We start from the raw sequence: 12,864 nt of genomic DNA on the forward strand, positions 1-12,864 counted from the left end.
CTACACGCCAATTGGGTTTTGCAGCCGAACTTGGGTTGGTACTAATTTGAAACTCGAAATCAAATGCGAGTTGATGTATGGTCATAAGGTGACCTCCTAGTTTTTCCGAACGAGGGGAAATCATGCCCTGGGTCGGTTGCCGCCGATTCCAGGGCTTTCGTTTGTCGTACTCCTTTCATGTGACCTCCTTTGTGGTCTGGGATGTTGAGGTCCGCCTATTGGCTGAGACCCAGCTATCAAGGTCCTGGACCCGATAGACGATTGCGCGACCAAGAGCGGAGTATGCAGGCCCTCCTCCATAGACGCGCAGTTTCTCTAAAGTTGAGCGGGAAAGGCCTACGTATTCAGCGGCCTTTATGGTTCTTATCCATTGATTTTCATTCATCTATTCAGTCTCCTTACGTTGCTATCTGCAAACCGACCCAAGAGCAGCCAGCGCACGCCAATTATAGCGTTTTGCCCGACCAAGTACATGATGAAAGGCTTTTTCAACCCAGCTTAAAGTCACCAAGTCAGAAATTTTTGGTCTAAAAATCCTAAGTATTTGAAATATTAGATGTTTATCATAATAATGGTGTACGAAAACCGCACACTGTACTCGCACTATAATGCGAATTAAATTCGAAATGTTTGCTTTACTTGGGTATACGGAATGTATATTGACCAGCGATTCGCTATGATTCCCATTTAACTTGTAGTTTTTACTCTTAAAAATTTCCGCGTTCCGACATAGCAAATTTGAAACTCCTTCCATTCTCAGCCATTAGAAAAGGGCAATTTGATAGAAGGGATAGTAGTCCAAATCGCAGATTTCGTAACCAGAACAAATGCGAACGGAACTTGTGTATAACCAGGATATCAGGGGGAATGCGCGTTATTGTTTTTTGGCGTCGATAGAATGAACAACCGCTTTCGGGTAGTCATTCATTGTCGCTGCGATTGCGGAAGCTATTCGATCAGCAGATGCCTTGGCTGGGTCGTCAGCAATGTGGGCATAACGGGCCGTTGTCTTAGGGTCGCGATGCCCAAGAATTTTACCAACGACACCCAGACCCATTCCAGCACCAGCGCCAACGCTGGCGAAACTGTGGCGAAGGTCATGCAAACGAACATCCTCCAGTCCAGCCACTTTGCGAAGGCGCATCCATGCCTTTGGAACGCCAACGAAGTGCTTTCCTTCGACTTCGCCTGGGAGAACAAAGGGGTTTCCTTCCATGCGCGGAAGCGCCGCCAGAAGCTCCAGAACCGGCGCACCGATTGGAACGCGCCTCTGACCCGACTTAGATGTTGGAAGTTCCAGATAGCCCCGTTCAAAATTCACATGCGACCATTGCAGCGTCAGGATTTCAGACTTTCGACACCCAGTTAGAATCAATAGGCGGATTGCGGCAATCGCAGTCTTGTTTTCAGATCCGCGTTCAGCGTCCAAAAGCGCTTCCCCTAACCACGCAAGTTCCTGTGGAGATAGGAACCGCTCATTGCGTTTGTCTGCGTAGCGTTTGACGCCTCGCACAGGATTATCGACCCGCATACCCCCATCCACCGCATAAGTGAAGATACCCCCCAACAGGCCGACTGTGCGCGTGGCAGTCCCTTGACCCCCAGTGACCCGCGCCCTGCCATTAGGTCCAGTCTTAACATCCACAGCAGTCTTTCCAGCCGCAACATCGCGCATAAAGGTTCGGATATCGTTTATGGTGACATCCTTGACCCGCTTGCGACCCAGCAGCGGCTTGATATGGCGCTCAATCCTCCCCCTATCCGTGGCGAGTGTACTAGCCGACTTCGTACCAGCACCGTCTTTAAGATAGAGGTCGCAGAGTTCGGATACGGTCTTGGCGTCCTTCTCGGCCCGCTTTGCAGAGGCAGGGTTCTTTCCCTCCAGCAACTGACTGAGCACGCGAATGGCCTCTTTGCGCGCCTGATCCGGCGTCCAAGGGTTTCCATGCGGCCCAATGGTGTAACGACTCAGCCGACCATGCAGCCGGTACTGCAGGACATAGACCCGCTTACCCTTGGGCGTGACCTTCAGACCAAATCCCTTGATTTCGGTATCCCAGAGAAAGCTGTCCTTCTCAGCAGGCACAACGCTGTCCACCACCCGCTTGTTGATTTTTGTGACCGTGTTTACCGACATACCAAACCCTTCCAATCTGATTGCTAGCAATCATATAGCAATCTCTAGCAATCATACCAGAGGAAACTTGGTAAGGCTTGAGAACATATAAACCTATGTTTTCTATAGTTTTCTATAGTAGGGGAAAATGGATGATACCATAACCCTTGCCCTCCGAAGGCAGAGGTCACAGGTTCGAATCCTGTCGGGCGCACCATTTTTTTCGAAGACTTTAGCGTATTCTGGCAATTGTCCGCGCAGGTCGTATTTTGGGTCAGCTATATTGGGGCCCCTATCGCGCCTCAAAATATATTGAATCAATCAATTGGTAGCTGTTCAGCGTGCGCCAGTTGATATCAGCCCGCCCATCATGGAATTTCAGTGTTTCCCCGGCTGAAACCTCATAGACAACCGTGTTGCCTGTTACCTTGGGCTGCGTGTCTGTTGTTATGACGCCAGCCCGGGCGTCCTCAACCAGTACAAAGGTAACACGCGCATCCTGCTGAAAAGACATTTCGCGCGTCCAGCCACGATCATAGCGATGCCCCAGATAGTCCCAATAAACCGGCAGGCCCAATTCGCCAGCAGCATCGCCTGTTCCCTGGGCGGAACCATCCAGGGCCCCAACACGCAACCCCGTATCCGGGATCCAGGGAATCGTGCCTGGCAGAACCGTCATGCTTCCCTGCTCTGCCTGAATAAAGTCCGGGAACTGACGGAATACTGGATGAAATTTGGCGTTGTGGGAAACAGGTCGCCAAATCTCCTCAGGTGCCATCCCTGCTGTTTGATAGGCGGAAACCTCTGACCCAGATAAAACTTTCTGATTAACCATCGGCACAAGGCCAGTATGGGGATCCACCAGGAAAGTCGTCCCATCGGGGCGATAAACCCGCACTATTGTATGGGCCCCACCCCGCCGACCAATCAAGTTTAACTGTACCGCGTGATATCCTAGCTTTTGTATTAAATAAGCCAGCGTGCGCGCACTGGCATCACAATGCCCTCTCAGTTCAATCACCTCGATCGCGCCAGGCTCCACCCTAAGGAAAGCGGGAAGGCCTGTATGGGTAACGAAGGGTCTAAGCTTTAGAAGAAGCGGTTTTTCCTGAGGGTCGCTGGTCAAATATATCTCATAAACGCGCTTGGTCAGGTCTATTGCCAGCGCGTCCAGATTCATCTGGCCTTCAGCCTGTCCAACAAAGTCCAATGCGGATTGTTTGGCATAGGCTTCGACCAGAACCTTGAACCCGGTCAAGGCAACAACACCAAAGACAACCAGGCTTACAGTCCATATCGCAATTGTTTTCATTGGCCGACCCCGGACATTCCCTGCATCACCGGTGCTGTTTCATACCTGTGCATAAAGCCCTAATTCTCTATGAGCAGGCAAACGAACATTTCATACGCATTGGCGGTCGGATTGTGCACCTGGCAAGCGCCTGCGTCAGTCTTGAACGATCCCATCCAGAATGGCCATGTTCCAGCGGTGAAGGGTGATCTTTCCACGCAGGCCCGCTTGTGTTGCCGGGTCGGCGTCAATGATGGCCTGGGCTTCTGCGCGCGTGTCGGCCTTCACGATCAACAGGCTGCCAATCTTGCTTTCTCCATCATCGCTGCGCAGGCTGCCAGCCGCCAGGATCCGGTCCTTTATCGACAATTCATAGTCCCAATGTGCGGCCATCAGCGCCGCATCTGCGCGCAGTCGGGGTCCGTCCGCGCTGTCCTCACTGACAATCATCCAGGGCATTGTGCTCTCCTCATCCGATAGAAAAAGGGTCCCAGCACGGCGTGTGTTGGGACCCTTTTGAATTCAAGTTTCAATTCTCAAGTCAGCGATCAGCTATAGGCCTTGGCCATCAGATCGGCCAGATGTTTCGCAAACGCGCTGGGATCGGGCAGGGCCTCGCCTTCCAGCAGGCGGGCCTGATCCAATAGCATGGAGGGAGCCGCGCCCAGATCGCCCTTGCCATCGGTACCGGCCTTGCCCGCCAGTGCCTTGATCAGGGGGTGTTTCGGGTTGATCTCCAAAATGCGCTGCGCTTCCGCTTCCAGGCGGTTATGCTGTTTCAGCAACCGTTCCAGATGCATATCCATGGCGTTTTCATCAGCCACCAGACAGACCGCACTGTTGGTCAGGCGATCGGTGCTGCGGATATCCTTAACCGCATTTCCCAAGGCCAGTTTCAGGGCGATCACCAGACCATCGACCGTGCTGTCCAGCTGTTCGGCCTCGTCCTCATCCTTGGCTTCCTCAGCCTTGATTTTAGACAGGTCAGCCCCGCCCCGGGTGACGGACTTAAAGGTCTTACCGTCAAATTCACCCACCGAGGGAATCCAGAATTCATCCACCGGATCAGACATCATCAGAACCTCAACGCCCTTAGCGTCGAAACCTTCCAATTGCGGGCTTTTCTTCAAGACCGCCTTGTCTTCGCCCGAAATATAGTAAATCGAGTCCTGACCTTCCTTCATATCGGCGACATAGTCGGCCAGTGAAATCATGCCGTCCCGCTTGGTTGAGTGGAAACGACAGAGTTTCAACAGGGAGTCCTTATCAGACGTGCCCTCATACAGGCCTTCCTTCATCACCAGGCCGAATTTCTCCCAGAAACTGACATAGCCGGTCGGATCGGATTCAGCTTTTTTTGCCAATTCAGACAGGACCCGTTTGACCACACCGGCACGGATCTTACTGACGACCGGATTGTTTTGCAGCATTTCGCGCGACACGTTCAGCGGCAGATCCTCGCTGTCGATCACGCCGCGCAGGAACCGCAGCCAGGACGGCAGAAGGTCATCGCATTCCTCGCTGATGAAGACCCGCTTCACATACAGTTTCAGCTTGGACATGCGGTCCGGATGGAACAGATCGAACGGGCGTTCCGTCGGAATAAAGATCAGGCCGGCATATTCAATCACGCCTTCCGCCTTGAAATGCAGCGTCATCCAGGGCTCGTCAAAGCCATGTGATACGTGACGATAGAATTCCGTGTATTGTTGGTCTTCGATTTCTGATTTCGGCCGCGTCCACAGGGCGGATGCTTCGTTCAGCCGATCCGGCTCTTCTTCGCTCTTGGCCGGATCAATGAATTCAATCGGGAAGGGGATATGATCGGAATAGGTCTTCACCACCCGCTGTAAGGTCGATTTTTCCAGATATTCCTGGGCGTCGTCCTTCAGCGACAGGGTGATCGACGTGCCATGCGGCGCGGCATCGGCAGGTTCAATCGTAAAGCCGGTGCGCCCATCAGAGGTCCAGCGCCAGGTTTCGTCCGATCCGGCGCGACGCGACAGAACGGAAATCTGGGTGGAGACCATATAGCCGGAATAGAAACCAACGCCAAATTGACCGATCAGGCTGACATCTTTTTTCTTATCCCCGGTCAGATTATCAACGAAGGCGGCCGTGCCGGACCGGGCGATTGTGCCCAGATTGTCGATCAGATCATCGCGCGTCATGCCGATGCCATTATCGGTGATGGTCAGGGTTTTGGCGTCTGGATCGGCCTGCAATGTGATGCGAAAGCCGCTGTCGCCATCCATCAATCCAGGCGTTTCAATCGCCAGATAGCGCAGCTTGTCACACGCATCCGCTGCGTTGGAGATCAATTCGCGCAGGAAGATTTCACGCTCTGAATACAGGGCATTGGCAACGATATCGAGCAATCGCCCGACTTCTGCCTGAAACCCCATTGTTTCTGCGCCACCTTTTTGAGGCTCATTTTTTTCTGGGCCACCAGAATTGGCCCCACCAGATTTAACGGTGTCGCCTTTGGTCTTTGTCGCCATGGCTTATGTCCCTTTTTAAAATTCTGTGTTGGATTTAGTGCTGTGGATATAGTTTCTTACCCCCGATCACACAAGAGCACCCCTTTTTCTGAAACAGGCCGCTGCAATGACCCGTCCGATTTTTGACCGCACATTTGATCCCCATTATGGCGAGGCAGTGGCCCTGTCGCCGCTGATTCGGCGGGTCGTCGCCCCCAATGCCAGCGCGTTTACCTTTTATGGCACCGGCACCTATATCATCGGCATGGGTCAGGATGTGGCCGTGATTGATCCTGGGCCCCTGCGCGATGATCACTATTCAGCACTGTTGACCGCCTTGGCGGGTGATACGGTCACGGCGATCCTGATCACCCATACCCATTTGGATCATTCCCCCCTGGCGGCGAGGCTGAAGGCGGAGACGGGTGCGCCCACCTATGGCTTTGGACCCCATGGCGGGGGCGAGGCGGTGCAGGTGGAAGAAGGGGCAGATCGCGATTTCACCCCCGATATCATCCTAAGGGATGGCGAGAGGGTTTCTGGCAAGGGTTGGACTGTCCAGGCCGTACACACGCCCGGCCATACGTCCAACCATCTGTGTTTCGCACTGGAGGAAGAAGCCGCCCTGTTCAGTGGCGACCATGTCATGGGCTGGTCCACCAGTGTGATATCCCCGCCTGATGGGGATATGGCGGCCTATATGGAATCCCTGCGAAAACTGTTGGGGCGCGGCGAAGACCTGTATTACCCCACCCATGGCAATCCGATCCAGAACGCCAGACAGCATGTGAAAGATTTCATCGCCCATCGTCTGGATCGCGAGGCACAGATCCTGGCCTGTCTGAATGCCGGGCTGCAGACGATTGGCGACATGGTCCCGGCGATGTATCGCGATGTGCCAGAAAAGCTGCACGCGGCGGCGGCGCGGTCTGTCCTGGCGCATCTGCTGCATATGGCAGAAGACGGGCGTATCACTTGCAGTGACCCAAATCCCACCTTAGGGTCCCGTTTCTTCCCGGCAGCGTCCCTTTCATAAGGCCCAATGATGCAAATCTGTGAAACAAAGCACGCGATCCGCACCCATGTCGCAGGGCTGCGCAAGAAAGGCCACCGGATCGGTCTGGTGCCGACAATGGGCTATCTGCATGAGGGACATCTGCAATTGGTGCGGCGGGCGGCGGCGCAGTCCGATCATGTCGTGGTGACGATTTTCGTCAATCCCTTGCAGTTTGGTCGCAATGAGGATTTAGACAGCTATCCCCGCGATGCAGAGCGGGATTTTGCCCTGTTGCGATCCGCAGGCGTCTCGGCGGTATTCTGCCCAAGTCCGGAAGAAATGTATGGGGGAACGGCAGATACCCATGTTGATGTGCCCAGCCTGTCTGGCATATTGCAGGGGCTACAGCGCCCCGGACATTTTCGCGGCGTCGCAACCGTGGTGACGAAATTGTTCAACATCGTTCAGGCGGATATCGCTGTCTTTGGTGAAAAGGACTATCAGCAACTGACCGTTATTCGCCGCATGGTGGCCGATTTGGACATGCCCATTGAAATCATCGCCCACCCGACCGTGCGGGAAGCAGACGGGCTGGCCATGTCGTCCCGCAATGTGCGTTTAACAGCAAAAGAGCGCGCCATCGCGCCCATCATCAACAAAGCCCTGGACAAGGCCCAGACAATCGCGCGCGACACTGCGGACATACAGACCATCCTGGACGGGCTGTATGCCATCTTGCGGGAACAGCCGCTTTTGCAAATCAGAACCGTTGATATCGTTGATGCCCAGACGCTGGAGCCCCTCCATAGCCTGACACAGCCAGCCGTTATTCTGGTCACGGCGGAACTGGGATCGGTCCTGTTGCTGGATCAACGCGTCATTACACCAAGACAGGGGGGCCGATGAGCCGTCACACCCGCATAAAGCGCCGCACCGCACCGGCGATCGCTGCGATGAAGGGGGGCGTGCCCATCGTGTCCCTGACCGCCTATAGCGCCTGTATGGCGTCCCTGGTCGATCCCCATGTGGATTTCATCCTGGTGGGGGACAGTCTGGGCATGGTTGCCCATGGGATGGACTCCACAACACCGGTTTCATTGGACCTGATGATCGCCCATGGCCGTGCCGTTGTTTCGGGAACATCAAAGGCGCTGATTATCGTGGATATGCCTTTTGGCAGTTATGAGGAAAGCCCGGAATCCGCCTTTCGCAACGCTGCCCGCATCCTGAAGGAAACCGGCTGTGGCGCGGTGAAACTGGAAGGCGGCGCACGCTGTGCTGAGACGATCCGTTTTCTGGTGGAACGCGGCATTCCGGTCATGGGGCATATCGGCCTGACGCCACAATCAACCCATGTCATGGGCGGTTTCAAAACACAGGGGCGGGACCGCGACACATGGCCCGACCATCAGGCCGATGCCCAGGCCGTTGCCCAGGCGGGGGCTTTCGCCGTCGTGCTGGAGGGAATGGTCGAGGAACTGGCCGCAAAGCTGACACAGGAAATTGCCATTCCCACAATTGGCATCGGGGCGTCGCCTGCCTGTGACGGGCAGATTCTGGTTCTGGAAGACATGTTGGGCATAACCCGGAACCCCCCGAAATTCGTGAAGGTCTTTGCAGATATCGGATCACAGATCGACACCGCCGTGGAACGCTATGCCCAATCTGTGAAAGACAGGCGCTTCCCAACGGAGGATCAGACCTATCGCTGAGGCGAAAGCGTGTCATACTGAATGGGCACAATTGCCTGTTTCAAAAAATATCCCGTGAGAGGAAACAAGATGTCCGCCCCAAAGACCCTGCTGGCTATGTCCGGCGCTGATCTGACCCCAGCGACGTTATCTACCTCAACCCTGCTTCTGATTGATTGCCAGGCGGAATACCGCAGCGGATTTCTGCCTCTGCCCGACGTCGATGCGGCCCTGGCGCAATGTCAGACGCTGTTAAACCGCGCCCGTGGCCTGCAACGCCCCATCGTGCATGTGCGCCATGTTGGAAAGCCTGGCGGGGCCTTTGACATTACCGGCACAGGCGGACAGATCATGACAGAGGTCGCGCCCCAGGATGGTGAACCAGTCGTCGATAAGGGGCTGCCCAACAGCTTTGCCAAGACCCGTTTACACGACGTCCTGACGGCACAGGGGGCGACATCGCTGATCATTGTCGGCTTCATGACCCATATGTGCGTCAGTTCCACCGCCCGGGTCGCCCTGGATCTGGGATATCGCACCACCGTGGTGGACCAGGCCTGCGCCACGCGGGACTTACCCAAGCCGGGCGGGGGCATCCTGTCTGCCGCAGACCTGCATATAGCCGCCTTAACCGGCCTGTCAGACCGGTTTTCCATCATCGCGCCGGATGCGGCCTCGATTACAGACTGATCCCTATCCGCGCAACACGCCGCCGGTCGCTTTGTGGACGCTGGTGACGACCTTTTCCGCCAGGGCATCCAGGTCCTTGTCGGTCAGGGTCGCATCAACCGGCTGTAGCGTGACAGCCAGGGCAATGGATTTCTTACCCGCCATATCGGCCCCCTGATAGACGTCGAACACCGATACATCGGTGATCAGCGCCTTATCCGCCCCAAGGACCGCCCGCACCACCTTCTCGGCAGAGACATCTGCATCGACCAGGAAGGCGAAATCGCGGCCAACCGGTTGCAGTGGGGAGGCCTTCAGCAAAGGCCGGGTCTTGCCGCCGCCCTTCTTTGCCTTGGGCTGGGGGATGACATCCATAAAGATTTCAAACGCCGCAACACGACCGCGCAGATCATAGTCTTTGGCGATGGCCGGGTGAATCTCCCCAAACCGCGCCAAAAGCATCGGGCCCAGGCGCAGGGTGCCGAAACGGCCTGGATGATACCAGTCGGGGGCCACATCATCGCCGACCTGCAAGCGATCTATCGGCGCACCACAGGCTTCCAGAACGGCCATGACATCCGCCTTCGCGTCAAAGACATCGGGGCTGCGGCTGGTTTCCATCCAATGGCGCGGGATCTGTTTTCCCGCCCGGATGCCCGTCGCCACCATATCCTGATCTTTCGGGCCACGCCCCCGGAAGACCGGGCCAACCTCAAACAAGGCCAGGTCGGCATAGCCGCGCCCGGTATTGCGCTGTGCCGCGGCCAGCAGATTGGGCAGGATCGACGGGCGCATCGCGTCCAGATCGGCGCTGATCGGATTGGCCAGGGCCAGGACCTGCGGATCGCCACCAAAGGTCACGGCATCAGCCTTCGCCAGGAAGGACCAGGTCACGGCCTCAAACATGCCACGCTGGGCCAATTGCTTCTTGGCAAAGGCGACGCGGCGCTGACCCAGGGTCAGGATCGGCTGGGGCAGGGCGGTTTCCCGTTCCAGAGAGACCGCAGGGATGGCATCAAAGCCCTTCACCCGCAGCACTTCTTCGATCAGGCATTGTTCATGTTCGACATCATTGCGCCAGGTTGGCGTTACCGCTGTGATGACATCGCCATCGCGCGTTGTCTCAAAGCCCAGACGATCCAGAATCGCCTGACATTCTTCCGCTGGGACCGCCAGACCGCCAAAGCTTTCCAGCCTATCGGTGCGCAGGGTTAAGGTCTTGCGATTATCAGGAATTTCGCCAGCGGTGGTTGGATTCGAAATCTCCCCGCCACAGAGCTTCTGGATCAATCGCGCCGCCACATCCGGGCCCCAGGCAAGACCTTGCGTATCCAAACCGCGCTCAAACCGATACCGCGCATCAGAATCGATGTTCAAACGACGCCCCGTCTCCGCCACCCGGATTGCGTCGAACAAGGCGACTTCCAAGAAAACTTCAGTCGTGTCATCGGTACAGCCGGACAGTTCCCCACCCATGACGCCGCCAATCCCCTGAGGGCCCGCCGCATCGCCAATCACCGGCATGCCTGCTTCCAGGGTATAGGTCTTCTCGTCCAGCGCCAGGATGGTTTCCCCCGCCTTGGCCCGGCGCATGGTCAGGGTATCACCCTGAAGCTTAGCCGCATCAAAGACATGCAAAGGGCGGCCCAGATCGAAGCTGACATAGTTGGTGATATCGACCAGCGCGGAAATCGGGCGCAGACCGATGGCAATCAACCGCCGCTGCATCCAGGCCGGGGAGGGGCCGTTCTTGACGCCCCTAAAATGCCGCCCGGCAACATAGGGAACATCACTTCCGATATCCGACGACCGCGCCCATTGGATGGGGGAGTCATAGGTGCCTTCGACCGGGGATAAGTCCAGAGGCTTCAAGCTCCCCAAGCCCTTTGCCGCCAAGTCGCGCGCAACACCACGCACGCCCAGACAATCGCCCCGATCCGGCGTGATCGCAATATCAATCACCGGATCATTCAGGCCACGATATTCCGCAAAGGACATGCCGATTGGCGCATCTTCGGGCAGGTCGATAATGCCATCATGGTCATCACTCAGACCCATTTCCCGCTCGGAACACAGCATGCCATTGGATTCTTCGCCCCGGATCACGCCAGGTTTCAAATCCACGCCGGTGCCCGGAATATGGCTGCCTGCGGGCGCAAAAACGCCCTTCATCCCGGTTCGCGCATTGGGCGCGCCACAGACGACCTGAACCACCTCACCAGTGCCCGTCTCTACCATACAGACGCGCAGCCGATCCGCATTGGGATGCTGTTTCGCTTCACGCACATAGGCAATGGTGAACGGCCCCAGCTTCGCAGCCGGATCATCGACCCCTTCAAGCTCCAGACCCAAAGAGGTCAGGGCATCGGTGATCTCCGTCAACGACGCATCCGTCTCAAGATGGTCTTTCAACCAGGACAATGTGAATTTCATGGCGTCAATCCCCGCACCAAAGAGGCTGCTTCCAATGGCACGAAGCCGTAATGTTTTAACCAGCGTAAATCGGCGTCGAAGAAGGTGCGCAGGTCGGGAATGCCGTATTTCAGCATCGCGATGCGCTCAATCCCCATGCCGAAGGCGAAGCCCTGATATTCATCGGGGTCGATGCCAGACATCGCCAGAACCTTGGGGTTCACCATGCCGCAGCCGAGAATTTCAAGCCAGCTGTCGCCAGGGCCGATGGTCAATTCGCCGCCCTTGCGGGAACAGCCGATATCCACCTCTGCTGAGGGTTCGGTGAAGGGGAAATAGCTGGGGCGGAATTGCAGCGGGATATCGTCGATTTCAAAATAGGCAGAGCAGAAATCCTGCAACACGCCTTTCAAATGACCGAAATGGGTCTTTTTATCGATCACCAGACCTTCGACCTGATGAAACATCGGTGTATGGGTCATATCGCTGTCAGAGCGATAGGTACGCCCCGGCGCGATGATGCGGATCGGCGGTTTCTGGCTTTCCATCGTGCGCACCTGCACGGGAGAGGTATGGGTGCGCAGCACGGTGGTCATATCCACGCCACCCTGATCATCGGCCATATAGAAAGTATCGTGCATCTGCCGCGCCGGATGTTCGGCGGGCATATTCAATGCCGTGAAGTTATAATAATCGCTTTCGATATCCGGCCCTTCGGCAACGGCAAAGCCCATTTCACCAAAGATCGCGATGATCTCGTCCAGGGTCTGGCTGATCGGGTGCAGGCGGCCCATGGTTTCAGGCCGCGCGGGCAGGGAAACATCAACCTGATCATCGACCAGTTTTGCGTTCAGCGCGTCGCGTTCCAGACCGAATTTGCGGGCCTCAATGGCGGTCGCGATGGTTTCCTTCAGCACATTCAGTGCCTGACCGGCGGCCTTGCGGGCCTCAGGGTCCAGGGCACCCAACCCTTTCATCTGTTCGGTGATGCGGCCCTTCTTGCCCAGCGCCTCAACCCGAACATCATCCAGTTCTTTCAGATCTGACGCCGCCTCGATGCGCGTTAAAAGCGCGGTTTTCAGCTCGTCTGCATCGCCTGTCATTCGTCCAACCACCTTAAATAAGAAAACGCCGGCTCTCCATGGGACCTTGCAACACAAGGGGTAGGAGAGCCGGCGATTTACAACTTCATCCGCCAGATTTCCCTG

11 protein-coding genes are annotated in these 12,864 nt (G+C 56.2%); 4 read left to right on the forward strand and 7 right to left on the reverse strand.

Annotated features, from left to right (window positions below; translation table 11 throughout):
* Window positions 1–175: 175 nt before the first annotated feature.
* The 5 genes from ACOSDR_RS04855 to htpG form a co-directional block, all read right to left on the reverse strand.
* Entirely contained in the window at window positions 176–385 is a 210-nt protein-coding gene (locus ACOSDR_RS04855; protein WP_420730542.1) for a helix-turn-helix transcriptional regulator, read from the reverse strand.
* A 489-nt stretch (window positions 386–874) separates the two neighbouring features.
* A complete protein-coding gene (locus tag ACOSDR_RS04860; protein ID WP_420730543.1) occupies window positions 875–2,137 on the reverse strand; it encodes a tyrosine-type recombinase/integrase in 1,263 nt (420 codons plus the stop codon).
* Window positions 2,138–2,408: 271 nt separating this feature from the next.
* Window positions 2,409–3,428 carry a hypothetical protein gene (locus tag ACOSDR_RS04865; protein WP_420723305.1) on the reverse strand — a complete coding sequence of 340 codons (1,020 nt, stop codon included), beginning with the start codon at window positions 3,426–3,428 and terminating at the stop codon, window positions 2,409–2,411.
* A gap of 135 nt (window positions 3,429–3,563) precedes the next feature.
* On the reverse strand, window positions 3,564–3,866 hold the full coding sequence (locus ACOSDR_RS04870) for a YciI family protein (protein WP_420723304.1): 303 nt from the start codon (window positions 3,864–3,866) through the stop codon (window positions 3,564–3,566).
* A gap of 89 nt (window positions 3,867–3,955) precedes the next feature.
* Complete coding sequence (gene htpG, locus ACOSDR_RS04875) at window positions 3,956–5,812, reverse strand: molecular chaperone HtpG (protein ID WP_420723635.1); 1,857 nt, start codon at window positions 5,810–5,812, stop codon at window positions 3,956–3,958.
* A gap of 202 nt (window positions 5,813–6,014) precedes the next feature.
* On the opposite strand from htpG, the gene ACOSDR_RS04880 reads away from it, so the two are divergent.
* From ACOSDR_RS04880 to ACOSDR_RS04895, 4 genes are all read left to right on the forward strand, one after another.
* Entirely contained in the window at window positions 6,015–6,923 is a 909-nt protein-coding gene (locus ACOSDR_RS04880; RefSeq protein WP_420730544.1) for an MBL fold metallo-hydrolase, read from the forward strand.
* 6 nt (window positions 6,924–6,929) lie between these two features.
* Window positions 6,930–7,790: a pantoate--beta-alanine ligase gene (gene panC / locus ACOSDR_RS04885; RefSeq protein WP_420730545.1), complete on the forward strand. Its 861-nt coding sequence runs from the start codon at window positions 6,930–6,932 to the stop codon at window positions 7,788–7,790.
* The gene (panB, locus tag ACOSDR_RS04890; protein ID WP_420730546.1) at window positions 7,787–8,596 is read left to right on the forward strand and encodes a 3-methyl-2-oxobutanoate hydroxymethyltransferase; all 810 of its coding nucleotides are present in this window, start codon (window positions 7,787–7,789) and stop codon (window positions 8,594–8,596) included. The genes panC and panB overlap by 4 nt, the downstream gene beginning before the upstream one ends.
* Window positions 8,597–8,665: 69 nt before the next feature.
* Entirely contained in the window at window positions 8,666–9,265 is a 600-nt protein-coding gene (locus ACOSDR_RS04895) for a cysteine hydrolase family protein (RefSeq protein WP_420730547.1), read from the forward strand.
* 3 nt (window positions 9,266–9,268) lie between these two features.
* Here ACOSDR_RS04895 and pheT read toward each other — a convergent pair whose 3' ends face one another.
* Together pheT and pheS are read right to left on the reverse strand one after the other, a co-directional pair.
* Window positions 9,269–11,677 carry a phenylalanine--tRNA ligase subunit beta gene (gene pheT, locus ACOSDR_RS04900; protein ID WP_420730548.1) on the reverse strand — a complete coding sequence of 803 codons (2,409 nt, stop codon included), beginning with the start codon at window positions 11,675–11,677 and terminating at the stop codon, window positions 9,269–9,271.
* The gene (gene pheS / locus ACOSDR_RS04905; RefSeq protein ID WP_420723298.1) at window positions 11,674–12,759 is read right to left on the reverse strand and encodes a phenylalanine--tRNA ligase subunit alpha; all 1,086 of its coding nucleotides are present in this window, start codon (window positions 12,757–12,759) and stop codon (window positions 11,674–11,676) included. The genes pheT and pheS overlap by 4 nt, the downstream gene beginning before the upstream one ends.
* Window positions 12,760–12,864 lie beyond the last annotated feature (105 nt).

The sequence above is a fragment of the Hwanghaeella sp. 1Z406 genome (genome assembly GCF_048892425.1).
Classification (GTDB): domain Bacteria; phylum Pseudomonadota; class Alphaproteobacteria; order UBA8366; family Aestuariispiraceae; genus Pacificispira.